This window comes from Streptomyces sp. CA-135486 (assembly GCF_050936555.1).
In the GTDB taxonomy this organism is placed as follows: domain Bacteria; phylum Actinomycetota; class Actinomycetes; order Streptomycetales; family Streptomycetaceae; genus Streptomyces.
In genome coordinates, this window is record NZ_JBNJMM010000001.1 from 4,167,975 (window position 1) to 4,192,626 (window position 24,652).

22 protein-coding genes and 2 pseudogenes are annotated in these 24,652 nt (G+C 67.5%); 17 read left to right on the top strand and 7 right to left on the bottom strand.

The window, feature by feature from the left end; translation table 11 throughout:
• Positions 1 to 530: 530 nt before the first annotated feature.
• The gene (locus ACQEVG_RS18925) at positions 531 to 965 is read right to left on the bottom strand and encodes a hypothetical protein (protein WP_432984840.1); all 435 of its coding nucleotides are present in this window, start codon (positions 963 to 965) and stop codon (positions 531 to 533) included.
• 786 nt (positions 966 to 1,751) lie between these two features.
• Here ACQEVG_RS18925 and ACQEVG_RS18930 point away from each other — a divergent pair.
• The 4 genes and pseudogenes from ACQEVG_RS18930 to ACQEVG_RS18945 all read left to right on the top strand — a co-directional run bounded on the left by ACQEVG_RS18930 (position 1,752) and on the right by ACQEVG_RS18945 (position 5,082).
• Positions 1,752 to 2,015: a helix-turn-helix transcriptional regulator gene (locus ACQEVG_RS18930; RefSeq protein WP_356226749.1), complete on the top strand. Its 264-nt coding sequence runs from the start codon at positions 1,752 to 1,754 to the stop codon at positions 2,013 to 2,015.
• A gap of 156 nt (positions 2,016 to 2,171) precedes the next feature.
• Positions 2,172 to 3,038, top strand: a complete 867-nt coding sequence (locus ACQEVG_RS18935) for a DUF6083 domain-containing protein (protein ID WP_432984844.1) — start codon at positions 2,172 to 2,174, stop codon at positions 3,036 to 3,038.
• 162 nt (positions 3,039 to 3,200) lie between these two features.
• A complete protein-coding gene (locus ACQEVG_RS18940; RefSeq protein ID WP_432984847.1) occupies positions 3,201 to 3,599 on the top strand; it encodes a hypothetical protein in 399 nt (132 codons plus the stop codon).
• Positions 3,596 to 5,082 (top strand): annotated as a pseudogene (locus ACQEVG_RS18945) (UvrD-helicase domain-containing protein). The gene ACQEVG_RS18940 and the pseudogene ACQEVG_RS18945 overlap by 4 nt, the downstream one beginning before the upstream one ends.
• Before the next feature lie 529 nt (positions 5,083 to 5,611).
• Here ACQEVG_RS18945 and ACQEVG_RS18950 read toward each other — a convergent pair.
• From ACQEVG_RS18950 to ACQEVG_RS18970, 5 genes are all read right to left on the bottom strand, one after another.
• Positions 5,612 to 6,268, bottom strand: coding sequence for a hypothetical protein (locus ACQEVG_RS18950; protein WP_432984850.1), 657 nt, complete (start codon positions 6,266 to 6,268; stop codon positions 5,612 to 5,614).
• A complete protein-coding gene (locus ACQEVG_RS18955; protein ID WP_432984852.1) occupies positions 6,265 to 8,541 on the bottom strand; it encodes a hypothetical protein in 2,277 nt (758 codons plus the stop codon). The genes ACQEVG_RS18950 and ACQEVG_RS18955 overlap by 4 nt, the downstream gene beginning before the upstream one ends.
• A 51-nt stretch (positions 8,542 to 8,592) precedes the next feature.
• On the bottom strand, positions 8,593 to 9,420 hold the full coding sequence (locus ACQEVG_RS18960) for a hypothetical protein (RefSeq protein WP_432984853.1): 828 nt from the start codon (positions 9,418 to 9,420) through the stop codon (positions 8,593 to 8,595).
• A 105-nt stretch (positions 9,421 to 9,525) separates the two neighbouring features.
• Positions 9,526 to 10,185, bottom strand: coding sequence for a Crp/Fnr family transcriptional regulator (locus ACQEVG_RS18965; protein WP_432984855.1), 660 nt, complete (start codon positions 10,183 to 10,185; stop codon positions 9,526 to 9,528).
• A 44-nt stretch (positions 10,186 to 10,229) separates the two neighbouring features.
• A complete protein-coding gene (locus ACQEVG_RS18970; protein WP_432984857.1) occupies positions 10,230 to 10,670 on the bottom strand; it encodes a Pycsar system effector family protein in 441 nt (146 codons plus the stop codon).
• A 379-nt stretch (positions 10,671 to 11,049) separates the two neighbouring features.
• Here ACQEVG_RS18970 and ACQEVG_RS18975 point away from each other — a divergent pair, with 379 nt between their 5' ends.
• From ACQEVG_RS18975 to ACQEVG_RS18990, 4 genes are all read left to right on the top strand, one after another.
• A complete protein-coding gene (locus tag ACQEVG_RS18975; RefSeq protein WP_432985513.1) occupies positions 11,050 to 11,367 on the top strand; it encodes a hypothetical protein in 318 nt (105 codons plus the stop codon).
• A 667-nt stretch (positions 11,368 to 12,034) separates the two neighbouring features.
• Complete coding sequence (locus ACQEVG_RS18980; protein ID WP_432984859.1) at positions 12,035 to 12,940, top strand: hypothetical protein; 906 nt, start codon at positions 12,035 to 12,037, stop codon at positions 12,938 to 12,940.
• 140 nt (positions 12,941 to 13,080) lie between these two features.
• Complete coding sequence (locus tag ACQEVG_RS18985; protein ID WP_432984861.1) at positions 13,081 to 13,842, top strand: TIGR04255 family protein; 762 nt, start codon at positions 13,081 to 13,083, stop codon at positions 13,840 to 13,842.
• Positions 13,843 to 14,002: 160 nt separating this feature from the next.
• Positions 14,003 to 14,635: a hypothetical protein gene (locus tag ACQEVG_RS18990; protein WP_432984863.1), complete on the top strand. Its 633-nt coding sequence runs from the start codon at positions 14,003 to 14,005 to the stop codon at positions 14,633 to 14,635.
• Between the two features lie 178 nt (positions 14,636 to 14,813).
• Here the strand turns inward: ACQEVG_RS18990 and ACQEVG_RS18995 are convergent.
• Positions 14,814 to 15,107: pseudogene (locus ACQEVG_RS18995) on the bottom strand (IS110 family transposase); the annotation flags it as partial.
• A 527-nt stretch (positions 15,108 to 15,634) separates the two neighbouring features.
• Here ACQEVG_RS18995 and ACQEVG_RS19000 point away from each other — a divergent pair.
• From ACQEVG_RS19000 to ACQEVG_RS19040, 9 genes are all read left to right on the top strand, one after another.
• Positions 15,635 to 16,780 carry a competence protein CoiA family protein gene (locus ACQEVG_RS19000; RefSeq protein ID WP_432984865.1) on the top strand — a complete coding sequence of 382 codons (1,146 nt, stop codon included), beginning with the start codon at positions 15,635 to 15,637 and terminating at the stop codon, positions 16,778 to 16,780.
• A 488-nt stretch (positions 16,781 to 17,268) separates the two neighbouring features.
• Entirely contained in the window at positions 17,269 to 19,770 is a 2,502-nt protein-coding gene (locus ACQEVG_RS19005; RefSeq protein ID WP_432984868.1) for a hypothetical protein, read from the top strand.
• 3 nt (positions 19,771 to 19,773) lie between these two features.
• Positions 19,774 to 19,911, top strand: a complete 138-nt coding sequence (locus ACQEVG_RS19010) for a hypothetical protein (protein WP_432984870.1) — start codon at positions 19,774 to 19,776, stop codon at positions 19,909 to 19,911.
• A gap of 73 nt (positions 19,912 to 19,984) precedes the next feature.
• The gene (locus ACQEVG_RS19015; protein ID WP_432984872.1) at positions 19,985 to 21,295 is read left to right on the top strand and encodes a hypothetical protein; all 1,311 of its coding nucleotides are present in this window, start codon (positions 19,985 to 19,987) and stop codon (positions 21,293 to 21,295) included.
• Between the two features lie 220 nt (positions 21,296 to 21,515).
• A complete protein-coding gene (locus tag ACQEVG_RS19020) occupies positions 21,516 to 21,836 on the top strand; it encodes a helix-turn-helix domain-containing protein (RefSeq protein WP_432984874.1) in 321 nt (106 codons plus the stop codon).
• A complete protein-coding gene (locus ACQEVG_RS19025) occupies positions 21,823 to 22,338 on the top strand; it encodes an ImmA/IrrE family metallo-endopeptidase (RefSeq protein WP_432984876.1) in 516 nt (171 codons plus the stop codon). The genes ACQEVG_RS19020 and ACQEVG_RS19025 overlap by 14 nt, the downstream gene beginning before the upstream one ends.
• A 220-nt stretch (positions 22,339 to 22,558) precedes the next feature.
• Positions 22,559 to 23,026: a multiubiquitin domain-containing protein gene (locus ACQEVG_RS19030; RefSeq protein WP_432984878.1), complete on the top strand. Its 468-nt coding sequence runs from the start codon at positions 22,559 to 22,561 to the stop codon at positions 23,024 to 23,026.
• Positions 23,027 to 23,040: 14 nt separating this feature from the next.
• Positions 23,041 to 23,430 carry an E2/UBC family protein gene (locus tag ACQEVG_RS19035; RefSeq protein WP_432984880.1) on the top strand — a complete coding sequence of 130 codons (390 nt, stop codon included), beginning with the start codon at positions 23,041 to 23,043 and terminating at the stop codon, positions 23,428 to 23,430.
• The coding region (locus tag ACQEVG_RS19040) for a ThiF family adenylyltransferase (RefSeq protein ID WP_432984882.1) at positions 23,427 to 24,652 on the top strand (1,226 nt) is incomplete at its 3' end. The genes ACQEVG_RS19035 and ACQEVG_RS19040, both read left to right, overlap by 4 nt.

The following is a 24,652-nucleotide window of genomic DNA, read 5'->3' on the forward strand; positions in this document are numbered from 1 at the left end:
CTACCAGAGGCGCTCTTGTAACCACCAACGCCCCGCCCCGCGACGTTGAAGTCGATGCGTCCGGTTTCTGTAACTGCCGCCCGTGCTGTGCGGGTTGGGTCTAGTCTAGGCGTCTTGTCGGGGCCGATTTGGGGGGGTGCCTCTGAACGTGAGGGACGCTCACCCGCTCCACCACGAGCCTGAATGCCGAGTACGTCCAAGATCCGCAACACCACCAGCAAGGTCGTCAGCCTGAAGGGCTGGACCCTCACCGACGCGGCGAACCACAAGTACGTCTTCGGCATGTAAACGCTCGGCGCGGGCAAGGCGGTGGCGGTGCGCACCGGCAAGGGACGAACACGACGACGAACCGCTATCAGGGGCGGGCCGCCTACGTGTGGAACAACGACAAGGACACGGCGACGCTGAAGAAGTCAACGGGCAGCAAGGTCGACGTCTGCTCGTACAACTCGACCGAGGTCGACTACAAGATGTGCTGACCGGCGGCCCAGAGCCTTGTGCCCCACCCCTTCAGGGTGGGCGCTCGTGCTTTATGGTGCGGCTGCGGGCGGGTGAAGAATCCACGTCAGATCCTCTGAGTCCGGTTCGAACTTCCAGGACGTGACGAATCCGACCTCGCCCAGGAGATCGAGCAGGTTGGCCAGTTCGTGCACTGGCAGGCCGCATGCGCGGCTCAACTGGCTGTTCTCCGCAGTCCCGTGTGCGGTTCCGGCGGGGGTGTGGGCGGCGACGGCAAGTGCGCCCAGGCGTCCGTAGGCGCCGCGGAGCCGCAGACGCTTCGTACAGGACACCCGCAGAGCCCAGTCAGCGGCGCGCGCGCGATCGCGACGAGTGGGGGCAGTGCGGAGGTCATCCAGAAGCTGCGCCGCGACGCTGCCGCGGCCGGGCCCCGTTGCGGGCTGCAGTCGCAGCCAATGGGCGTTCTCCAGCTCGTGCCACGGCGCGAGGCTGCCGCCCAGTCTCATTCCTCGTAGAAGGCCGGCTGGGAGCTGAACACGGCCCGATGCATCAGTGCGCAGCGAGCACTGCAAGGCCAACAGGCGAGACTGCGCACTGACGCCGGCGGGCAGACAAGCGGCGAGATACGAGAGCATCTCGCGCACCCGGACCTGCTCGGATGGCCCGCCGGATCGCCTCCGCAGCCGGGACCGTCCTACACGGGGAGAGGCCTCCGGCGACTGCGCTGCGGACGCGAGCACCGTGTCGGGGACGATGGCAGCATCGCTGGTGGCGCCGGCGCACGCGGCACAGGCATCGGCCAGCCGCCAGATGCGGCCGCCGCATTCACGCATGAGCACCAGCAGGATCGGTCCGGTGCAGCCGCGGTGGCGGGGGTGCCAGCGGCAGCCCCGCTCGTGGCACTGACAGGTGCGCAGGTGGGCGGGGAGAACGTCCCGGCGGGCGTGCCGGGCCAGGTGTGCCAGGGCGGCAGGACGCGCCGAAGTCGCCTGTAGGGCCTGCCCGCCCGGTGGGCAGTGCGGGCAGTAGAGGACCGGGCCGCCTTGCTGGGGGCGCAGTTCGACGGTCCAGGTTCGGGGCACCGGTGGGTGGATGGTGCACAGCCTCATGGGGCGGGCGTTCCTCCTGTCGTCGGCGCGGGGCCGCTCCGCTTCCCGTTCGCCTCGGAGGGGGAGCGGGGTGATGACCGCACCGTAGTGCAGACCTCTGCCCTGCTGCTGGGGCGGTCACCTGCGGAAATAGGGCAGAGGTCTGCACTGACAGGGCAGGTGTCTGCACCGTCGGATAGTGGAGTGACGATCTTCCCGCCCGACCCGAACCTCACCGCGCTGCGTTTGGAGCTGGCGCGCCTGAGGAGCGAGCGCGGCTGGACCTACGACGAACTGGCCCGCCGCAGCGGCCTGGCCAGACGCACCCTCATCGAAATCGAGCAGGGCCGTACGATCGGATCCCTCAAGACCTGGCACGCCCTCGCCCACGCCCTGAACGTGCCCGTCGACCACCTCTTCGCCACCCTCTGCGACGGTCACACGCCGCCCGCCGAAGCCGCCGACTAGCCCGGCGCAACCGCCGGGACAGTTCACCTGATCCGGTCACCGGCATCGCACATGCCTGCGACGGTCGCGCATCTGTTCCAGCCGATTGGGCCGATCGCAGGACATTGGCGGCCCGGGCGCCGTGCCTGCGGCGCGTTGCCTGCCACCTTCGCGGCCATGTGCTCTCTCCCTGCCCCGTCCGGCCGCCGCTGGGACGGCAGCCCCGCCGCTCCTCGACGCCTGCGGGCGCTGCGCGTTGCCGCCGACAGTCCCAGCCGGCTCCTGCGCACCGCCCAGCCTCAACGCTGCCGTGACTGCGGCCACCGCATCGACTGGTACACCGGCACCCATGGGCGACCCGTCGGCCTGCACCCGCAGGAACTCGCCGCGGCGGTAGTCCCGGTCTCCTGCCGGTGGCACGTCGACTCCGGCATCGCGCACGCCGCGGGCGACGGCAGCCGGTGGTGCCGTATCCCGCATCCCGTCCTGTGCCCCGCACGCCAGCCCACCGACCCGTTGACGCCGCAACTGGCCGAACTACGCCGCCGTCTCGCGGTGCGCACCCGCCGCCTGCTCGACACCGGCGCCCTCACCCCGGCGCCACTCAGTAACCCGCCAGCGGCAGAAGTATCGGTGTGCCGGCCGGCCCGGCCCGTGCTGCAGATCCTCTACGGCCGCTACCTCGCCGCCCGCCCCGTCGATGACATCCGGTGCGTCGCCCAGACCCGACCGCGTCACCGCTGCCCCCACCCCGTCCTCGCCCCGGACATGCCGACGGGCATCTGGACTCTCATGCCCGCCATCGCCGCCCGCGGTCAGCTGGCCCTGCCCGCCGCCGACATGGCCGTCTACGACCTCACCCACCTGCCCTACGCGGAGCAGCTGCGCTGGCGCACCCAACGCTGCCCAGCGCACGCCGCCGCCCCCGCAGCTGCGGACCTGGCACTCGCGGACTGGGAGGTCTTCGACCCGCTGCTCCACCACCAGCACATCCACGCCCGCCTCCCCGTACCCGTCAAGCACCGCCGCCAGGAGCCGGCATGAGGACAGCCCTCAGCCAGGGCACCTGGCTGCTTAAGGCTCTCTCGGCTGGCCGAGCAGCCTCCGTCTGCCACCAGCCCGCGTCATCGGCGGGCAGGCCAGCCTGCGCAGATCACCCTGACCCGGCCCGCCACCCAAGCCGAACTCGCCCGTGCCGCCCGCATCATGCCGCTCGCCGCCAGCTCTGATCGCACCCGCCTGATGACCGTGGCGAAGGCGAAGAATCCCGACCGGGCCCTGAGCCGCGCCCACCACCGCCTCAAGGAGCTGCTGCCCCTCGACGTCCTTGCCACCCACTACCCGGCCCCCGACGGACACGTCCTTCTCAGCACTGCCTTCAGCCCCACCGCCGACGCCTTCATCCGCCGCGCCGCCGAACAGATGGGCCAATCACCCCGCGTCTTCCTCCAGCAGACCATCCACCGTGCCCTGGCCCGCCACGCCCGTCAGGAAGCCGAGCGCCTCGACCACACCCTGCAGGCCCTGCTGGCCCACACCACCCCAGACCATCTCCTGGCGGCCGTCGGCCGCGCCCTCACCCTCTCTGGAATGCGACAGTGCTGAATCCGACCGATGAACAGACCGCAGCCGCCGACGTCTTCCGCGCCGAAGATCACCTGTCCCTGCAGGCAGGCGCCGGAACGGGCAAGACCAGCACGCTGATCCTGCTGGCCTCCTCCACCCGGCGCCGCGGCCGCTACATCGCCTTCAACAAGGCCATCGCCCAAGATGCCGCCGCCCGCTTCCCCGCCACCGTGGCCTGCAAGACGGCTCACGCCCTCGCCTTCGCGGCGATCGGCCACCGCTATGCCAGCCGCCTCAACGGCCCCCGCCAAGCGGGCTGGAAGACCGGCACGGCCCTGGGCATCACCAAGTCCGTTCGCATCGGCGAACGCGAGGTGACGCACAAGGCCCTGTCCCACGCGGTGCTGCGCACGGTGACCCGCTACTGCCACTCCGCCGACCGAACCATCGCCCCAGGCCACGTCCCGCGCCTGCGCGGCCTCGACGACAAAGACCTGCACGCCGAACTCGCCCATGTGGTACTGCCGTTCGCACAGAAAGCATGGGCCGACCTCCAGCGCCCCGACGACGGCGTGGTCCGCTTCGACCACGATCACTACCTGAAAATCTGGGCCCTGTCGGACCCGAAGATCGACGCCGACTTCCTCCTCCTCGACGAAGCCCAGGACACCAACCCCGTCCTCGAACAGGTCTTCACCGCCCAACGCACCCACGCCCAGCTCGTGATGGTCGGCGACTCCGCCCAGGCCATCTACGGCTGGCGCGGCGCCCGCGACATCATGACCGGCTTCGACGGCCACGCCCTGTCCCTGTCGCAGTCCTTCCGCTTCGGCCCCCGCCTCGCCACCGAAGCCAACCGGTGGCTGACGATCGCGAACGCGCCGATCCGCCTGACCGGCACCACCGCTATCCCCACCGAACTCGCGCCGGTTGATCGTCCCGATGCGGTGCTGTGCCGGACCAACATCGGAGCCATGACCGAAGTGATGGCACACCTCGGCGCCGGCTATCGCGTCGGGCTGGCCGGGGGAGGGGAGAGCCTGCGCTCCCTGGCAACCGCCGCCCGCGACCTCAAGGAAGGCCGCCGCACCGGGCACCCGGAGCTCCTCCTCTTCCCCCCTGGGGCGAACTGCAGGACTACGCCGAACACGACCCCGCCGGACGTGACCTGAAGCCATTCGTCGACCTCATCGACCAGCACGGCCCGGCTGCCATCCTCGCCGCCGTCGACCAACTCACCCCCGAGGCCCATGCAGACCTCACCGTCTCCACCGCCCACCGCGCCAAAGGCCGTGAATGGGAGACCGTCAGAATTGCCGACGACTTCACCCCGCCCAAGGACATTGACCAGCAGGACGCGAACGGCCGCCCAATTCCCGGCCCGATCGACGACAGCGAAGCACGCCTCGCCTACGTCGCCGTCACACGTACCCGTACGCGCCTCGACCTCGGCGGTCTGTCCTGGATTCACAACCATCCCGAGAGGTGCATCCCTAACGCCCCTCAGCCAGGAGCGGCTTGACCCTCCGAGAGCCTGACGGCCTCTGCGGTCGCGCTCCGCGAGGCGTGCGAGGCGCTGTACGTGGCCAATCTTCAGGGGGTAGATGTCAAAGACGCCCAGCTCCAGGCCGCGGACCTACGACGCGCCACCGGGTTTGACCTTGATCAGATAGATCAGGCAGTCAAAGACGAGTGAACACGTCTTCCAAGCACGCTTGACGGGTCACGACGGTGAGCACAACTCTGAAGCGCCTCTGTCGTCCTGGACGGCCTAACTTGACTAGTGCTGAGTTGGACTTTGGGGGTCATGCTGTACTTCCTGGGTGGTGTTGGCGTGGTGGCCGTGGAGTCGGTACACCATCTCGTCCGGCGCTCGAAGCATGCGTGCTTGTCGCCAGGCGGCGTCGTAGGAAATGCCGCTGCTGTTTCTTCGCTGTAATCGAAGCGCCCGCAGACTGGTGACGGGGGCGAGCAGGACTCTCCATAGCGTCAGCTTCATCGCATTCCTTTTGAGGTCTTCATATGTGCCCTGGAGATGCTGTGGCTGGTAGCTAGGGGCCGCTGGACTCGGGAATCGAGCCGCCGTTGAGTGACTTGAGCGAATCGAGCAACGCGAGCATGGCCTGGTTTTGCTTTTCGACGTCGCTGAATCCCTGGCCGAGCCGTTCCCACTGGTCGAGCAGGGGGTACCACCAGCGCTCGCAGGCTTTGATGGACCGCGCAAGGCGCTGCCAGTCAGCTACCTGCCGAGGGTCGATGGATCCGGGTTGCTGCTCAAGCCGGTCCAGCACGACGAGGTCAGGGTGTTCGTACAGTTGGGTTTTGAGGAAGCGAAGGCGCCTTACGCGGTCCGTATCCGCTCGCTGCTGGGCGATGCTTTCCCGGGATTCAGGCGACAACCGGAGTGCCACGTGCGCGGCCAGGCGCCGATAGTGCGGGGTGTGGACTCGATCTGGTGCGCCCAGTGCGGCGTTGATGGCGTCCTGGGCGGCGAGGAGATCGGTGGCCTCAAGACGGAGGGCAATCTCGGCGGCGCTTTTGAGGGTGTCGCAGCGGACAAGCTCCTCGAGGTTCTGCCGTGTCCTGATAGTGGGGCGCCACAGGATGGTGAAGGTGGCCTCGAACGGGACGCCGGTCGTGGCGCTGGGCAGCAATCGGGGGTGGGGGCAGGCAGTGGCGCGCGCTGCGCGCTGCCAGGGCCACCTCATGCAGTGTCTCCTTCGAGGGAGAACACCTTGTGCACGCGCTTGTCCACGAGATGGTCGTAAAAGTCCTCCGCCACGTTGACGCCGTGGATGGTGGGCAGATCAGAGAGTGCCTGCATGAGCTTCATGCCAGCCTTGAACATCTTCTGTCCGCGCAAGGGCGGGATGAGTCCGTCGCGGACACGCACGTAAGCGGTGGGGTCGGCGGCGGATGTACGGACCCACTCGGTCAGACAGGGAATGATCTCCGACGCGGTGGTGATGTCGCTGAGGAGGGCTTGCAGAGCGCGCTCGACGTCGATGTCCGGCGCCGTGTCCGACATGAGCCAGGGCATGCCGTCGTGATTCACCGACATCAATGCGAGGAAGGCCAGGCCGCCTGCCTTGCCCGACGTCTTCGACTGCTGCCAGGTCTGTACTTCGGCGACCAGCCGGCCAGTACCGGTGGGCTGTTTTGCCAGGTCCCTGAAGGCTTCGAGAACCTCGCTGCGTATCGTGTCGTCACCGGTCGCGTGGGCGACGCGACGCAGCCGGACCATGGCCATCTTGGCTGTGGATGGGGTGACGGCGGGATCGCGCAGGACACGGCGGCAGGTTGAGACCACCGCAGTTCCGTATTCCTGTTGCCCGGCCCACCGGTAGAGCGTGCCCCACGTGAGGCGGCCGACGTGTTCGTCCCGCACGGCAAGCACCATGACGGCACTCAACAGTTCGGACTTGTCGTTCCGGGCGACGCTTCCGAGGTTGTTGAGATAGTCGGAAGAACCGTGTCGCAGCGTGAGGGTGGCCAGTGCGTTGACTGCGGGGTCCGTTGCGTTGGGGCTGTCACCGACCTGCACAAGCCATTCGAGCAGGGGTCTACGCATGACCTCGTAGTTGTCCCAGACATACGCCAGGATGGCCCGGCCGTAGCCGGGCTGGTCGAATGTCACAGCGTCATGCGAGTCGACCGCGGCGCCGACATCCATGATGCGGCGACGCAGTCCGCGGCCGGCGAAGACTGCCTGGGCAGGGGAGGCGAAGACGCCCTTGCCCAAGTCTGTCGTGCCGATGGTGTCTTGCAGGCTGCGTGCGGTGGCGGCCACTTTCGGCATTGGCGCCGACTGCCGCACAGCGAGCGCCAGCAGAAGGCAGCGGTCCTCAAGAGGGAGCGACGTGTCCCTCCCCCCATGAGAGGTGACCATCTCCCCGAACAGGATGTCGAGCTTATCTCTCCAGTCGGACAGAGCCGCCGTTACCCGACCCTCGAGAGCGGTATCAATCTCGGCAGAGGCCGACAGCGGGTCCATGACGGGCAGGGACGATCGGTGAAGACGCTCGTGCTCCTGCCACGCCATGACAATCGTGCCGGCTGCCCGCACAGCTTCCACTGCGTCGAGATCGTGAAGGGAGACCTTGGTCGTGTCGAGAGACTGCACGTAGGGCACGAGGCCCGGATATCCGCTGGAGCGCAGATGGGCTTCCATCACAGGCTGGGCAGGAGGCGGTTGGTTGAGATGGACGACGTGGATTCCGATGCGGGCCGTGAGGTAGTGGTCGTCCCAGAGCTCTTTGGCCACGGTGAGAACGAGGTAGGAGTTGCAGGCTTCGAGATCCTCGGAGTGCTTGGTGAGCGCGTCGAGGAAGTCGGCCGAGAGCCGGTCGGTTACCGCGTCCTTGAGGTCGAGCTGGAATGCGCGGAACTCCTCCAGCGGCAGCCGCCCCCTGCTGGGGGTATTCCAGTCGGCATCCAGCTTCACCAGCGTGGCCCGGCTATCGGTGTGACGTGCCAGGAGATGGAGAGCAAAGGTGGTCGACCCGAAAGAGCGCGGCGCCACAACGATCAGTACACGTTGCCGGAGCCGTGCAGTGTCCGGATGGATGGCCTGCTCCCAGGCGTCGACCCACTGCCCCTCGCGTACCAGCGGCTGCTCCGTGATCCCCCGGCGGTCGAACTCCACTCCTTCGAGAACGTCGCGTTTCCGCGTCTCCAAGATCAGGTTTTTAACGTACGCTGCGACGACGTCCGGGTTCCCATTCACCGTGAAGGTGCTATTGCCTCCGGGCGTCAGGACACCGGGGACGGAGAGCCCTTCAGCGGCCGGTTCGCTCTCCTCCCCGTGCGGCGATGAAATGTCGCCTTGCGGCCAGTCGTCGCGGACGTCGTCGGCGCGGTCCAGGTCTCCCCGCCGCCACCGCGACAGGGACCAGCCCCCGCCGCTTTTCTGCGCTGCACCACTGCCAGGCGGCTCCCCATCGGGCTCAGCCTGATGGGGGGTGAAGTCGTTTTCAGACATGGAGTGTTGCCTGCTTTCGCGCGTTGGAAACAGCCGCGTGCGCGGCGTGGATCAGCGGCGGCGCTGGTCGATGCGGATGGTCTCGGCCGTGCCGATGACCGTGGTGTCGTTCATCGGCGCGTTGAACTGGAACAGGGGAGCGGAGCTTCCGGGCGCCGGTACTGCGGACACCGGCGCTCCAGGCACCTGGTTCGGGGCCGCTCCAGACGGCGGCCGGGCGGTGGTCACGGCCGCGATGTAGGGGCTGAGCACCTCCGGCGCCACCTGGGGAACGAGGAGCCTGCACGCTTCCTCGAAGCCCGGCTTGCCTTCCACACGAGCGGTAGCCTCCAGGAACTGGCGCTCCTCAAGGCTTGGTGTGCGACCCGCGCGCACCGTACGGCGAAACGCGGTCTCGGAGATGACGGCTGCCAGGAAGGCACCGTGCTCAAGCGCGGCGGACATGGCCTGGCGTGCTGCCTGACTGTCGATCAGCCGGCACGCCTCGTTGATGGCATCACCACGGTGGTCGGATAGCGACAGTGGACCCACGTGCACGCTTGCCCGCAGCCGGATCGCCGGTGCGCTGGCCAAGCGCATCTGGTCGTAGCGGATGAGGGCAGCGTTCAGGTGCTCGAGCAGCGGGTCGATCAGCCGCGCTGTGTGCCTGGCCGGCAGCACGAAGATGGCCCCGTCGCCCGTGTCCTTGTATGCGCCGTCCTGCGCCTGGGCGTCTTCCAGCCCGCTCTGGGCGAACACGGTGGCCAGGATGTCGTCCAGATCCGAACGCACCGGGGCCATCCTCGCCTCGGGAATCTGGCTGTAGCCCTTCATGTCGACGACCAGGAGCGCGTGCTCCGGCGGCACATCGAAAGCATCAGGTGGGACGGAGGAGCCCATGGAGTCACCGGCCTTTCAGCCACTGCAGTCGAGGTGGGTGCACCATGCTGACCGGGCCGGGATGAAGGTGGTGCCCAGTACTGGGCACCAACTCGGTGCGGTCCGTCACGTCTTGCTGTGCGCGTGCGCCTGAATGGAGGCGATGTCACGGATGAGGAGGCCGCCACCTGCTTCCGTGGCGATCCAGCCCTGCTCGCGCCACGGTTTGATGGCTGCTCCGACAGCGTTTCGGGACGCACCGATCATCTGGGAGAGCTCTGCCTGCGTCAGCCGCACGGAAAGCTCGGAGGCCGCCGTGGAGGCCGCGCTGACGAGGCGGCCCAGAGCCGCGGCCAGGCGCGTTGGGACCGGGGCTGTGGCGAGCTCGAGCCGTACTGCGTCTGCCTCGCGGACGCGGGCGATCGCATGACGCAGTAGCGGGGCCAAAAGATCGTGCTGCTCTACGAATGCGAGGAAGCCAGCAGCCGGAATGATGTGCACGCGGCAGGTCTCAGCCGCAATGACGGAAGACGTACGCGGTTGCGCGTCCAGGACAGCTAACTCGCCCAGTAACTCGCCGGCTCCGCGCACGGCCAGCAACGTGCGTTCTCCGTTAGGTCCCGTCAACGTCACGAGAGTGGATCCAGAGGCCAGCAGGATCACGTGGGTGCCAGGGTCTCCCTGCCGCAGGAGCATGCTCCTGGCCGGGCGTACCCGCACGGGCGCGAGATCGCACAGCCGTGACCACAATTGCTGGCCGATAACCGTGATGTGTGGCTGATACATATCCCCCCCCCCGAGATGTGGCGGCCGTCACATACATGATGCTCTCAGGAGGTGATGAAGGTGATCAATAACCCAATTCCGGCCATCAGGAGGGCAGCCACTGTACAATCCACGGCCACTTTGATCGCCCGGAACTTCCTGCGGGCAAGAATGGCCAACATCGACAACCGGAGTGCTTCCACGCGCAGTTGATCCTCAAGGCTCATGGCCTTAAGGGCTGCAACAACGTCCTCGATAGCGCCGTCAGAGCAAATGCCTTCCAGCCCTGTTAGCGCACTGTCCTTCGGCAGCACGGGACGGATGGCCAACAGAGCAGCACCGACAGCCAAGCCAAGAAGGCCGGATGCAAACGCCAGGGCCGCCGCCAGCACCCATGCTGCTTCAGACAGAGCCGACAGCGCCGCCGCGTCAAAAGCCAACAGACCGCCGGCCACCCCGCATAGTGCTGTCGCTTTCCCATCCGCTCGTTGTACCTCCACGAACATGTCTGCGGCCCTGACCCGCACCCTGTCCGCCGACCGCTGGTGAAGTGTCCTAGCCGTGTCCTCGCTGCATCCGTACACGGTTTCCCCTGCCTCGTAGCGAACCGCTCCGACCATGTGGATCCAATGTGCAGGAGTAAGCCCACCAGCTGTGCCCATCACCTGGCACAACGAGCGCCCAGCCGATCACACACGGATGGCGGGCAGACAACTTTCCTGGCACGCAGGGCGCGTCGTCTGGCCTGCTGGCCGACGCGGACGCGGCGGACGGGTGCTACTTGGGCGGCTGCCGCTGAGCGAGTCCACCAGGCTTCCCACGGTCTGCGACAACAGAGCTCCCTCGGCAGGGCGTAACCACGCGCGTGGACGAGGCTCGGTCCAGATGCCGCGCCTTGTCTTGTCACCTTCCGCTCCGGCCCGGCTCGCCGCAGAGGCCAACCGCTGGCTGACGATCGCCGACGCCCCGATCCGCCTGACCGACATCGAGGTGACCTCCACCACCCTCGCCCCCGTCAAGGACCCCGACGCGGTGCTGTGCCGCACCAACGTGCGCGCACTGGTGGTCAGTCCGCCGGCCGGACCAGGACAGCGACGAGCCGACTCTCTTCGTCCTCGTCGGCGACGACGGCCGCATCGCGCGCGATCGGTTGCTGTGCTCCGCCGGGATGGGGCCGACTGCGTCTGGAGCTGGCGCGCCTGAGGAGCGAACGCGGCTGAACCTACGACGAACTGGCCCGCGCCATGGCGGCCTGGCCAGGCGCACCCTCGTCGAGTCGGGCAGGACGCACGATTGGATCTGGCACGGCATGCCTGGAGGAAGGTTTCACCGCCTCACTCCGACGGAGTATTTCAGTGTCCTGCATCTCGTTCTACCGTGAAAAGTCGGCGCTTGAGGGCAGGGGCCGCAGTGGCGTCTTGGTTGTCGCGCGAACACCCATGGCGTGGCGGTGAACAATGCGGCGGTCATCGCACGTGTGTACGCTCCGGCGTGGCGGTAGCGCGTGCTACCTGAAAGAGCGCCGTCGGGCCCTGTCGCCGTGAGCATGCGTCCGCGTTCTCCTTCAGGCTGACACCGCGCCGTCAACCTGTCTTTATCGGATCATCCGTTCGTGACAGCGCCCCGCTTCTCGCTGTACCGCGCCGTGGGCTTAGGCCTTTCAGCGGCAAGGTTGCCGTTTCGGCAAGGCAGGGCATGCCCGCGGCTACGTGGAGGGTTTCTGACGGTTGTTGCGTATTGGACGTGCGCAAGCGCCTCATCCCCTAGGGTGACGGACTGTGTCCCTTGGGTAACTAAGGGGCATAGGCGGGGTGTTCGGGCTAGCAAGGGCGACTTGTGGGCGTGAGTCGAGGAACGGGGCGGGGGCACTATGGGCAGTTTCGTCGATGGTGTGCCGGAGCGGGATGCGTGGCCGCACGGTGTATTACACGAGCTGGAGAAGTTTCTGCAGGGCGATGTGGTGCAGGCTCCTGAGTTTGTCTTCTACGGGGCGCCGGGGGCCCCGGTGAACGCGGTCTCGGTGCAATATGCGACGGTGCACACGGACGACATGGTCATGATTGTTCCGGAGGAGCTCTCGCCTCCGCTGGCGATCATCACAACGGCGACCTGCGATGTCGCGGAGCCGGACGTGAAAAATCCCAACAGGCCGTTCGTGCAGGTGGCTCCGGTGGTCAACATGGCCGACATGCCCGGTGACAGCAAGGGCAATGTGCGGGCGAACAAAGTGGGCTACTTTTTCCACCTGCCGGCGCTGGCGAAAGACGAAGGCGATCTGTGGGTTGCGGACCTGCGGTACGACCAGCCAGTAGAAAAATCCTGGCTGGCCCGGCAGGAGCGGATTGAGGCCCTGGTGAGCGAGGACGAGCGGAACCGGTTCGGGCGTGCCCTTGCCTGGCAGCGCGAAAGGCCTGCCATGGGGCGCCGGTTCATCGACCTGGTTCAGCGCCCTCTGCATGAGGCCCTGGAAAAGCTGCGCAAGGGCGACAAGCCCCTTTTCGCCCTGATCGACGAAGAGGCCGAGGAGTGGGCGGTGAGGCTCGCTAGTCGGCTGGATCCTGAGTGGGTGGAGATCGTCCTGCTGTCGTCCGGTCAGATGAGTGAGCCGGCCCGGGAGTGGTGGCAGCTCGCCGTGAACGACCTTCGCGAGGGCGCGGAGACGCAGGGCCTGAGCATCCTGGGACCGCGTTTCGAGGACCTCGAGCAGCTATGCGTCAACGGATTCCGTCGGCTGACCGTGCTGGGCTCACCGCATCGCAAGCTCAGCACCGGGTAGTCACTCAAGTACTCATTGTCACCAAAATGCCTGTTCTGTATTGACAGCCGGGCCGCCTCGCGAGACAGTCGGGAGTGAAAGTTCGTGAAAGTCTGGACCACGGACCAGGAGACAGCGGGCCTTTGGAAACGGGGTGCAGCATGACGCACTGGCTCGCCGTCCCCCCTGGAGAAGTGCATCTAGCTCGCCCGCCGGTCGGGCTGGTTGTGTGTCAGATTCGGCACGAAAGCAGGATTGCAGCCTGCGACGGTGCCGTGGCGCTCAAGATCGACAGGGCGCTCGACTGGCGTACCTGCCTCGAAGAACACCAGCTCTCCTACCCGACTGCGGGCGATAGCCAGACCGGCGCCGCCGCATCCAGCGTGCCTGCCGCGGGGGGGTGGCAGATGCAATCGCTGGACAGGGAATGGACGGTGACGGTCCAGGCGGACCACTTCGCCATTGAAACATCCGCCTATCCAGGCTGGAGCGAGTTCTCCCGGAGGCTTGGCCTCTTGGTCGCAGCGGTTGATGAAGCAATCGCGCCGGCCATCGAAAGCCGCATCGGTTTGAGGTTCGTCAATCAACTCGAACATCCAGACGTCGCCTCGCCGGCCGACTGGCAGCGCTTCATCGGCGAAGCTCTGTACCAGGAGAAGCTGTACGCGGCAGTGGGGGACGACCTGAAGGCGGTCATGCAGGTCGTCGAGCTGCAGCCCTCAACCGACTGCCGACTGGTCATGCGCCATGGGTTCCAGCGACGCGGAAGCCTTGCGTACATCTTGGACAACGACTGCTCACGTCAGGGGGCGCGTGAGTTCAGCAGCACGGGCATCGCTACGTCGATGCAGCATCTGCATGATGTGGCCCTCAACGCGTTCAGCTGGGGGACCACCAAAGATTTGCGTGAGCACTATGCATAGGGGGGCAGGAATGAGTGTGGCCGCGGAAGTACTAGAGAGCTGCCGCAGAGAGTGGCAAATCGACGAAACGCCGCTCAGCGCGCCCAGTCGGGACTGGGAGGACCCAGCGAATCTGCAACCCGCCCGAGCAGCCGTTCAGACGGTCGCCACAGCCCTGCCCATGTTCCTCCAGGCATTCATGCCCATGAACTGGCGGGAAGCGTACGCAGAAATCCTGCGCAGTGGCTACACCAGCACCGAACGCCTCCTGGCGCCTGCGTACCCACCTGCTGCTGCGTCCTGGACCTGTACCCAGCAAGATCAGACTGTGCAGGAAGCCCCCCGCGCCGCCCAGCCTCAGCCGGACGCTGCACGTAATCGGTCGGCAAGAGCCATGCGTGTGTTTCACGACCTGGCCGACTGGCTGAGTGTCTCTCCGGTCCAGGCCGCGACCCTCCTGGGCCATAAGCGCAACTTCTACAACTGGGCTAACGGCCCGTACTCTCCCTCGCCGACTTCGCTTGCCGGGATCAACGAAGCCCATGCCCTGGTGGAGGCCCTCGTGAAAGCCCAGGACAAGGCCGGAGCTCGAGCCTGGCTGGAAGCGATCTTTGAGGGAAAGCCGCGCAAGCGGTACCTGTCCAATCGAGTGGGACGCGCCGAACTGATGAAGCAGGCCAACGACCTGCTCTTCCCGCCGCACATCCCGCCGCTATGGGAGCCCGACGAAGACCTGCAACACGTGCCTCCACCGGCATCAGACAAACCGCGCGGCCCGCTGCGCACCGCCACGCGAGCACCGAAAGCGCGATGACATCACGCTGTACATGACCGCCGTTGAGCCAGGACGCAGTTCCTGTCCCGGCGGCGGTCAACGTTTGCCCCGTCACCGGCAGCGTGTACTGGCGAGGTCATCCTGTGCTGGACCGAGCTTGCGGCGGCCAAGAGCTCCTAATACGAAAATCCCGCCACCCGTTGTCCGTTGCCGCGGGTCAGGCTGCCTCGACTGGTTGGAGGACCACTTGATAGCCGAGTTGGTTGAGCTGGCTCTCCAGCCGTCGGGTCTGCCTGGCGCGGCCGGTGCGGTGGAGGAAGTAGTCGCCGCCGAGGTTGGCGTAGGGGACGTCGTGGGAGAACATGTGCCAGGCAGCGATCAGGATCGAGTGCTTTAGGGCGACCAGTGCCCGTTTCTTGCCTCGTCGGGCGGTCAGGCGTCGGGTCCGGGCCGCGGACACGGCAGCCTGTCCCAGTGCGGCCTTGAGCCAGGGGTCGCCATGCCTGGTCCTCAGCCTCAGTCAGCGGTTGCAGCCGACCTGGGGCGCAGCGAATAGGGCATGTGCCTCCTTCTCATCGCTCACGCTGCGCCACCGGTCCGTTGTTGGACATGCCTCCGTCTTCCCACAGCACGGTGCCGCCGCGGAGCAGGTCTGGCGTATGGGGACGCTCCCGGGCCGGACACACTACGGACGGCGTCCATATGGTCTGCCCCTGCCTGGCGCGATTCGCCTCGGCCGCGAGGCAGTACGAGCGGCGACCTTCCGGGGCGCCGAGGAGGTCCGCCGCCCGGACCTGGCGTTCATGCATACGGCGGGGAGGCTGAGCGCACAGCGCCAGGGGCGGACTCCCTTGCTCGTGCCCGGCTGTCAGTACCGCCTTCTACGCTGCAGGGCATGGCCTTTTCCTGGATGCGACTGCACGAGCACCACGGCGCTGCTCCCGACGGCTTTGGAAGGGTCCGGCCAGGGGCGGGGGAGGAGGTCCCTGCCTTGCCGACGGGCGGGTGCGCCGCCAAGACAGTGGGGCTGGCCTGCTGATGCCGCTGACCGCGAGCCTTGCAGGCCGAAGGACGCTCGATGCGACCCTGGATGGTCTTGGCAGTGCTCTGCCCTGGGAGGCCGTGTACCGGACCCGTCCCCGCGTGCCTCTTACCTGCACTGACTGTGGCCTGCCCATGCACGCCAAGGTCTCGGGCCGGGGCGGGCGTTTCTTCGCCCACGACCGCCGCTCACCTCACTGCGCCGCCACCGGTGAGACGGAAGAACACCGCAGTCTCAAGCGGGCGTTGGCCGCAGCCGCACGGGCGGCCGGCCACCGTGCGGAGTTAGAGGTCACTGCCGTCCACCGCGGCTGGCGGGCCGATGTGCTCGTGACGGGGCCCGACGGCCGGCGCACCGCACTGGAAGCGCAGGTGTCCTCAACCTCCCTGGACGACGTCCTCGAACGCACCCTCCGGTACCAGGACGACGGTATCGAGGCGGTCTGGTTCACCTACCGTGCCGCATGCTGGCTCACCTACGCGCCTTCCGCGCACCTGTACCGTCCTGCGACACCTCAGAGTCTGTGGACGCGTACGCGCGTGTGCGCGAGCCGGTTCAGCGTGGTGGCCTGCGCCGAGATCTGCCAGCCGAGCCCTTTCTGGCACAGTCCCTACCACGCCGGCTGGGAACATGGCCCGGAGTTGGGCTTGGCCGAGTTCGTCGCCGATGTGCTGCACGGCCGCCTCCTGCCGAGGAAGACCACCGCCGCGCGCGGCACGTTCTACGACGGCTGGGCCGCCCCCAAAGACATCGAAGCCGCCGCAGAGTACGCCGCAGCCCGCGAGACACCCGCGCCTGCACCGGCCTACGTGCCCGATCCCGCCGCACCCTGGTACCAGCAGCAGCCGCCCGCAGAACAGCAGCGCCTGCTGACGGCCGCCAAGGCCTGGGTGCAGCAGACCACCGGGATATGGCCTACGGCGAGGCCTGGCTGGAACGCAGACTGGCTCGCGGGCGGACTCGCCCTGGCCCGCCGCATCGAGGACTCCTGGAGCATCACCCGCGCCGCGTTGATACGCCCCGATCCCGCCCGCATCGACTGGAGCCTGATCGAGGGCCTGCCCGTCATCGTCGGCTCGTGGGAAGAACATGGTGCCCTCGCCGCGACCGCCGCGCCGCACGCCCATATCGTTGTCCTCTGAGGGACGACGACCAGTGTGTCTGTACCTGGCTGAGCCCGCGAGCATGGATCTCGGGGCTGATGGGCCGTCGCCTCGACATGGGCGTGCGACGGAGATAGCACCCGCTGGTTTCTGACCCCAGATCACTCGCTCGGTGAGGCGAACCAGATAGTCGCGGTGCGGGGCAACGGCCGGACTTTTCAGGCGCATTGCCGGGACTCGCAGCCCTTCGCCCTCTGTCTCGGTGCCTCACCATCGCGGAAGGGCCGGGGATGCGACAGACTTGGGTGGTGAGCGGCGAGGCGGCCCCTGCCAGGAGTGGGCGAGAGCACCGGGTGCCGAGTACCACCACGGTGAGGCAGTTGTACGCAACGGCGTTGTGGTGCGCATTCCCGGAGTGCCGTGAACCGTTGTACCGGGTCAGCACGTACACGGGTGAGTGGGTTCTCAACAGCGAGGTCGCGCACATCCACGCGCGGCGGGAGAACGGTCCCCGGTGGGATCCGCACATGTCAGAGGCGGAGAACCGCAGCGCCGCCAATCTGATCCTGCTGTGCCAGGCGCACGCCAAGGAGATCGACGACTTCCCCGACCTTTTCCCGGCAGATCTGCTGCGCGAGTGGAAGCGCACGCAGCTGGATACACACGAGGAAGCCACGCAGAGGCCGCTGACCGATACCGAGGTCGAAGAGGTCCTCGAGCGTTCCTTCGGTTTGGACCGGTTTACTGCTGCGGTGGCGGATGCGGTGCCCTTCTCCGCCCGCTCGCGCTCCCGGCAGGAAGCCCTTGACCTTGCCCGGCGGGAGGCGCAAGCCCGGCGCATGGTCAAGCTGAGCCCCGTCCCAGCGCACCGCCGTGCGGCCGTAGTGGAGTGGATGTCCGAGCACCTTGAGCCCGCGCTGATGGTGCCGGAAGGCCAGGTACGGGTGCTCGTGGGGCCGATGGGCGCGGGAAAGAGCGAGCACGCCGGGCGCTGGCTGGAGGAGGGGCTTGAGGTTGCAGAGCTCGACGACGACGCCGAGATTCCAGTGTGGCTGTATGCCCGTCAGGTCAACTCGACTCTGTCGGCCGCCGTGATCGAGGCGATCGGGGGCGACCCACGACGGCCGTGCCGGGTGGTCATCGACGACCTCGACAGCCTCGCGCCCAGGCAAGCCGACCAGCTCCTGGACGAAGCACGGCGCCTGGTCCTGGTCTGGCCGACGGTGCGGGTGCTGGCGACCAGCCGCGAGGGCGTCAAAGTGACGCCGGAGGAACTCCTCACCATCGCTGCGTGGCCGTTCGAGCGCGGAGCCGGCCTGCTGCGGTGTGTCCTGGGCGAGGAGCCGCCACGGGCAGCGTGGACGCCGGAGGCCCGCAAACTGATGACCAGCCCACTGCTGGTACTGGCTATGGCGGCCCGCATCGCCAGCGGCGGGGAGATCGACGCCTCGCCTCTGCAGCTGCTGTCCGGCCTCGCGGCGGACATCGTTGAGCGAGAGCGGCCCCATGCCGACGGACAGACCTGGGACCGTCTCGCCCGGCTGGCTGCCCGCATCCTCACCTCCCTGGAGCCGGTAACGGCCGCCGCGTTCGGCACCGATCCGGAGGTATGGGCCTTGACGGAGACCGGTCTGGTCGTCCACGACGAGACCGGCCTGCGGTTTGCACTGCCCCTCTTCGAGCAGTACTTCGCCGCCCAAGCCCTGCGCTCCGGCGTGGTCGCCCTGGAGGAGGCCGCCGGTGCCCACTCCTTCCCTGGCTGGAGATACGCCCTCGCCTTCGCCGTCTCCACGGTGTTGGAGGCGACAGCCGAGGAGTGGATGCTCCGCCTGGCCCGCGCCAACCCCGCCGCCGCATCTTGGATCCTTGACGAAATCGGCCGCCCCAGCCGTCCCCGTGTCCGCCGTGACGCTTCGGAAGAGGGCAGCGACCCGTCACTGGACGCCGGACGGTGGCTGCGCTATGCCGTCCAGGCGTTCCTGGACGGCTTCGGAGCCTGCGGCCCACAGCTGGCGCACCACCACGAGGGCCGCCTCGTCCAGTGGGGCGTGCGCCTGCACGGCCGCGGGATGACCCTGTACGAGGCCCGTGAAGCCACGCAGCCGGAGCTGGTCCGCCTGCCCGACGCAGACTTGAACGGCGCGCTGGCGGCCGGGTGGGAGTCGGGAACCTCATTCGAGCTCCCGGGCGGGCATCTGGAGCGGTGGCGGTGGTCGCGTGACCGGCTAAGCGGTCCCCTGGCACGGCTGTTGCGCCAGCGCCGCCTCCCTCTGCCTGCGGATTCGCCGCTGGTGGGGGAGAGGGTATGGCTCCTGGCCCAGCAGATCATGCAGATCAAGCACCAGCGGTGGACCACTGCCATCCCGCTGGAGGACCTGCGTGCCGCGGTCGCCGAGATGATGGCCCGGGTCAACACGTCCGTGATGTCCCGCTGGGAAGCTGACAGTGCACGGGTCGACTCGCACGACATCCGCTGGATCGACGCCCGCCTCACCGACCTTCACGGTGAGTACCTCGCACCGCCACGGCCCCTGCCCGACCGGCACAATGCCGCCACCCGCTGGCGCTGGCAGGACTACTCGCCCGAGCTGACCGTCACGATCCTCACCGAAGTGCTCCGCGACGCCGTCACCGGCTACCGCGACCTGGTCACCGAGAACTTCCCCCGCTTCGGATCCGCCCTAGGCCTCTCCAGCGTCCTGCCCGTACGCGCCGAGGGGCAAGTGATCATGAACGAGGCCGGCCCCGACGGCAGCGGCCTGTATTACACCCTCAGCCCCGATCCCGCCGGACTGAATGCCCCGCCCTATGTCGCCCTCACCCTCGCCAGCGCACCACAGCCCCTCCGCTCCCCGGCCGAGCCCCTGATGCCGGGCACCCGTCAAACCGTCTTCCGGCGCACCTCAGACCATCTGATCTCGCTCCCGACCGGTTCGCCTCGGCCAGCGACCAACCTTGCCTACACGTGGCTCGCCGACGACCTCAAAGCCATTGGCTGGCTACAGCAACCGCTCCACTTCTCCGAGTGATCTGTGGGACCCCCGCTCGGCTCGACCGCCTCCCCCAACTGGGCACGGCTGACCCCTCACACCGGCACCGCGCTGGCCCGCACCGACCACGCCCATGTCGACCGGAAACTGCTGCGCTGGGCTTTCAGGCGTCTCGCATGACCACGATTTCCGCTCACCTACGAGGTACAAAAACCGCGGGACATTCTCTGCTGTGGCCTCGTCTAATGGCGTTGTGAACGACCAGACTGCATCGGCACTGTGGCGCTTCGTCCAGGACGACGACCCGCGCACAGTCACGCTCGTCGTGGACACGCCCAATGGGCCGTACGTGCGCCGAATACCGCCGGCGCTGCCCTTGCCGTCCGGAGTCGAGCATGGACCCGGCGCGGAGGAAGCTGCTCACACCGCCGCAGCCGCGTGGGGCATGCCCGACTTCGTGTTCCAACCCGCTTACGCCGCCAAGGGTTCCGGTCGGCGGGAACTGGGCGACCGGCTGCTGCTCACCGCCCATCGCGGAGCGATCGTGCAGGTCAAGGCCCGCACGATCGCGCCCAAGGTGGCTGTCGAGGAGATCGCCTGGATCCAGAAGGTGGCAGCCAAGGCGATGCGGCAGGCCAAGGGCACCGTGCGCCAGCTGCGCCTGCACTCGGCCGACATGGTCAACGGCCGCGACCGCACTCTGGCCGTCGACGGCAACGCCTACGAGTGGATTGCTGTCTTTCTCCTGGACCACGACCAGGTACCAGCCGACGCCGTGGCCGCCTGGGAACCAATCGGGATGCCCGCGGTTGCGCTGACCCGGCGCGACTGGGACTTCCTGTTCAACCAGCTGCGCTCCACCACCGCGGTGCTCGACTACCTCTTCCGCGCTGCCGACGAGCCCCCGATCCCGCTCGGCGACGAACCGGTGCGCCACTACGAATTCGCCGCCGCGGACTCCGAAGCCCCGCCCGCTGACATTGACACCGAACTCGTCGGCCCCGGCGGCATCCTGTACTCCACACCGCTCCTGCCGCAGGCCCCGGTCGGAGCCGGCGGCACGCATGCCCACCTGGTGATCCGCTTCGTGATGGAAGACATCACCACCAGCCCACTACCCGCACATGCGAGCGAGGAAGACCGCCTGGCGGTGCTCTCGGATCTGGACCGGCTGCCGGTCGGCATCCGCGAGGCATGGGGCCAGCTGCTGCTGGACATGTTGGATGACGTGAAGCAGGTCCCTGACGGGGACATCAAGTGGCGCTTCAGACGACAGCTGAACGCGGACGCCTCGCGCCTGACACTCTTCGCGTGCGCCACCCACTTCGACGCGGACGTGCGGGCCGCGTTCGGCAGCTATGTGCAGTTGCGGCATCACGAGGTTGCCGGCCGCACTGGGTGTCCCGATGGCCTCGCCACCGTGGGGGTACTTCTGACTCCGAACTACAGCGGGCGGCGCCCATGGGACACGACAATGTTCCGTACCTATGGGCCCAGTGACTTGTCGGACGACGAAGTCGCCACGTTCAGCGGCGTGTGGAACCGCCGTCTCGAGACTGATTGACCCTACAGCGGCATCCCCTGCCTAACCGGGCCAGGACGTGAGCAGCGGTGCGGCCGAGGTGATCAGATGCTGAGTCATTCCGCCATCGTCGTCCGGATGTGCCGTGGATCGGTACACGGCGGACAGCCGGAGGGAGACGGATCGGCGGGTGGCGCTGTGGTGGTCCTGCGGGTGGTGTACTAGGTTGGAATGTCAGTGATACTGACATCGTGGGAGTGCTGTGGACGAGCGGGCGTTCAATGCGGGCGTGGGGCGGCGGGTGCGTGCGGCTCGGTTGCAGGCGGAGCTGACGCAGGAGCTGCTGGCCCGCAAGGCGGGTCTGACCCGGGGATCGATCACTAATATCGAGTCGGGGGTGCAGGCGCCGCCGCTCTACCGGCTGGTGCGTATCGCCGCGGCTCTTCACGTTGAGCCGGCAGAACTGCTCCCGCAGCTTGAGGGGGCCGGGCATGCCAGTGATCTGCCTGATTACCTCGCGGACGCGGTCGCGTCGGTCGCGTCGGCCGCTGAAGGGATGAGGGGCCGAGATGGCCAGGTCTGACGCGGCGGCCAAGGCGCTCCTGGCGCGGTTCGGGATCGAGGAGCCGCCAGTCGAGCCGGAGCAGCTCGCCAAACGCCTTGAGGTTCTCGTCGTCCAGCAGGAGATGAAGGACGACGTCTCTGGCATGCTCCTGCGCAAGGAGGGCGAGAAGGTCATCGGCGTGAACCGCCGGCACGCGCCTGTGCGTCAGCGCTTCACCGTGGCGCACGAGCTCGGCCATCTCCTTCTGCACCGCGGCCGTCCACTCATCCTCGACACAGACATCCGGGTGAACCTCCGGGACACGGTCTCCAGCATGGCAACCGACCGCGAGGAGATCGAGGCCAACCGGTTCGCCGCTGCGCTCCTCGCGCCGGAAGTGATGGTCCGCCGCGAGGTGAAGAAGACCCAGTTCCAGACTGCTGACGAACTCGTCGTGCGACTGTCCGAGCGGTTCGGCATGAGTCAAGTCGCCATGAACTACCGCCTGATGAACCTCGGCATCATCTCCTCCCCTCAGTAGGCACCCGCCCCACGGTCTGTGACAAGAGAGGGCCGCGCCTGACGCGGCCTCTCTTCGGGCCTGCTATGTCAGCGAAACTGTCATCCGAAAATTGATTGCGGAGCAGTCCTCCGTCGTGCTGTCCTGGATCAAGCCTGAAGCCCCCAAGACTCAGGCCCACCACACCTGTGCGACCGCAACAGGCGTCGTCGCACCTGCCTTCTGGACAAGGAGGGGCGCCATGAACGCGTCTGAAACGCCGGCAGCAGCCGAACGGCACATCCCGGTCTTCATCGACGGCCACGAGTACGCTTCCCGCGCCAGGAGGGTGACGGAGGCGGACCTGCGCCGACTCCCGCGCCCGCCGATCCCCGACGGCAAGGAACTGTGGCTCGACATCCCCGACGAGCAGGACCGCCCCCTGGCAGAGGGCGAGACGATCGAACTCGCCCCAGGTATGCGCTTCTTCAGCGAGCCGTACGAGATCACCATCCACATCGACCGCACCCGCTACACGATGACGAAGAAGCGGATGACCGGTCTCGAGCTGCGGGCCGTGCCCGCCCCGCCGGTCGCCTCGGACCGCGACTTGTGGCTGGACATCATCGACAAGCGCGACAAGAAGATCGCCGACGACGACATTGTCCGGCTGCGCGACGGCATGCGGTTCTTCACGGCGCCCGGGCGTATCAACCCGGGCGCCAGGTAAGGGGAGGAACGGGGATGGACCTGCCTGCAGAGGACCACGTGTTCCTGCGCCGGGAAGGCTTCGACTACGAAGTCTTCGACGACGCCGGAATGCTGTGCGTCCAGCTATCCCACGTTGCACTGCCTCCGGGGCTGAGCGCGCCCGCGACCGACGTCCTGCTGCGCCTGTCGCCTCTGCATCCCGACGTACCGCCGGACATGTGGTGGGTGTCGCCGGCACTGACCACCACCCAGGGCGGTGCCATCCCGGCCACGGACCTCCATGAGACCTATCGCGGACGGACCTGGCAGCGCTGGTCCCGGCACCTCGCCCCCGGAACGTGGCTTGCCGGTATCGACGGCCTGGAGAGCTACATCGCCCTGCTCCGGACCGAACTCAACACCGCGGCAGGGGTGGCCGGATGAACACCACCACCCTGGTGCTGCCCTTCGACGTCGCCGACGCCCTGCTGCATCTGGCCCGGCAGCCCTTGGAGAGCGCCGCAGTCCTCCTCGCACGCCGGGCTCGCCTAAGCAACGGCGGCCTGCGCCTCATCGCCGTCCAGCTGGTCGAGGTGCCTGACGAGGCCTACCTGGACCGGACCGAGAAGAGCCTGGGCATCGCCTCGGATGGCTACCTGCCCGCGCTGCGCGCCGCCGAGGCGGCTGGTTGCGTTGCCCTCTGGGTGCACACCCACCCGGCAGACGGCTGCACTCCTGAGCCAAGCCGCCACGACCGGGTCGTGGACGAGCAGTTGGCGCCGGCATTCACCGCCCGCACCGGATCAGGCCTCTACGGTGCACTGATCCTCCGGCATCACGACGGGCACCTGACGTTCACGGGCCACATCGAAGGCGAGGAGACCGCGATCATCGACCGCGTCTTCACCGTCGGAGCCCGCTTCAGCCTCCTGCGCTCCTTCGACGCTGCCGTCCCCCAACTGCCGCAGCTGCACGACCGGCACATTCGCGCCTTCGGAGCCGAGATCCCGCGCGTCCTCGCCGAGTTGCGTATCGCCATCGTCGGGACAGGCGGAACCGGGTCAGCGGTGGCCGAACAGCTGGTCCGGCTCGGCGTCCGCCACCTCACCCTGGTAGACCCCGACACGCTGTCCGACAGCAACCTCACCCGGGTCTACGGATCCACCCCCGCCGATGTCGGCCGTCACAAAGTCGACGTCGTCGCCGACCACCTCCAGCGCATCGCCGACGGCGTGCACATCAGGCCGGTCGTCGGCACCGTGAGCCACCGGCGTATCGCGCAGCAGATTGTCGGCGCGGACGTCGTCTTCGGCTGCACCGACGACGACGCCGGCCGCATGAGGCTCTCCCGCTTCTCCTGCACCTACCTCACACCCCTGATCGACTGCGGCATCCAGATCAGCTCCACCGGAGACGGCCAGGTCCACGACATCATCGGCCGAGTAACCGTCCTTCACCCGGGTGCGGCGTGCCTGCTCTGCCGAGAAAGGATCTCGCTCCAGATCGCGGCCGCCCAGGAACGGCCTACTGAGGAGCAGGCCAGACTTGCCAAAGAGGGCTACGCTCCTGCCCTCCCTGGTGTCGAACCCGCGGTCATCGCCTACACCACGGCCACCGCAGCCGCAGCAGTCAACGAACTCCTCGAACGACTCGTCGGCTACGGCCC

What these genes read in the sequence shown, in the direction of transcription:
- ACQEVG_RS18925 (WP_432984840.1), bottom strand. Translation starts at nt 965, where the DNA reads ATGAGACTGGGCGGCAGCCTCGCGCCGTGGCACGAGCTGGAGAACGCC.
- ACQEVG_RS18935 (WP_432984844.1), top strand. Translation starts at nt 2,172, where the DNA reads ATGTGCTCTCTCCCTGCCCCGTCCGGCCGCCGCTGGGACGGCAGCCCC.
- ACQEVG_RS18940 (WP_432984847.1), top strand. Translation starts at nt 3,201, where the DNA reads ATGCCGCTCGCCGCCAGCTCTGATCGCACCCGCCTGATGACCGTGGCG.
- ACQEVG_RS18950 (WP_432984850.1), bottom strand. Translation starts at nt 6,268, where the DNA reads ATGAGGTGGCCCTGGCAGCGCGCAGCGCGCGCCACTGCCTGCCCCCAC.
- ACQEVG_RS18955 (WP_432984852.1), bottom strand. Translation starts at nt 8,541, where the DNA reads ATGTCTGAAAACGACTTCACCCCCCATCAGGCTGAGCCCGATGGGGAG.
- ACQEVG_RS18960 (WP_432984853.1), bottom strand. Translation starts at nt 9,420, where the DNA reads ATGGGCTCCTCCGTCCCACCTGATGCTTTCGATGTGCCGCCGGAGCAC.
- ACQEVG_RS18965 (WP_432984855.1), bottom strand. Translation starts at nt 10,185, where the DNA reads ATGTATCAGCCACACATCACGGTTATCGGCCAGCAATTGTGGTCACGG.
- ACQEVG_RS18970 (WP_432984857.1), bottom strand. Translation starts at nt 10,670, where the DNA reads ATGTTCGTGGAGGTACAACGAGCGGATGGGAAAGCGACAGCACTATGC.
- ACQEVG_RS18975 (WP_432985513.1), top strand. Translation starts at nt 11,050, where the DNA reads ATGCCGCGCCTTGTCTTGTCACCTTCCGCTCCGGCCCGGCTCGCCGCA.
- ACQEVG_RS18980 (WP_432984859.1), top strand. Translation starts at nt 12,035, where the DNA reads ATGGGCAGTTTCGTCGATGGTGTGCCGGAGCGGGATGCGTGGCCGCAC.
- ACQEVG_RS18985 (WP_432984861.1), top strand. Translation starts at nt 13,081, where the DNA reads ATGACGCACTGGCTCGCCGTCCCCCCTGGAGAAGTGCATCTAGCTCGC.
- ACQEVG_RS18990 (WP_432984863.1), top strand. Translation starts at nt 14,003, where the DNA reads ATGTTCCTCCAGGCATTCATGCCCATGAACTGGCGGGAAGCGTACGCA.
- ACQEVG_RS19000 (WP_432984865.1), top strand. Translation starts at nt 15,635, where the DNA reads ATGCCGCTGACCGCGAGCCTTGCAGGCCGAAGGACGCTCGATGCGACC.
- ACQEVG_RS19005 (WP_432984868.1), top strand. Translation starts at nt 17,269, where the DNA reads ATGTCAGAGGCGGAGAACCGCAGCGCCGCCAATCTGATCCTGCTGTGC.
- ACQEVG_RS19025 (WP_432984876.1), top strand. Translation starts at nt 21,823, where the DNA reads ATGGCCAGGTCTGACGCGGCGGCCAAGGCGCTCCTGGCGCGGTTCGGG.
- ACQEVG_RS19030 (WP_432984878.1), top strand. Translation starts at nt 22,559, where the DNA reads ATGAACGCGTCTGAAACGCCGGCAGCAGCCGAACGGCACATCCCGGTC.
- ACQEVG_RS19035 (WP_432984880.1), top strand. Translation starts at nt 23,041, where the DNA reads ATGGACCTGCCTGCAGAGGACCACGTGTTCCTGCGCCGGGAAGGCTTC.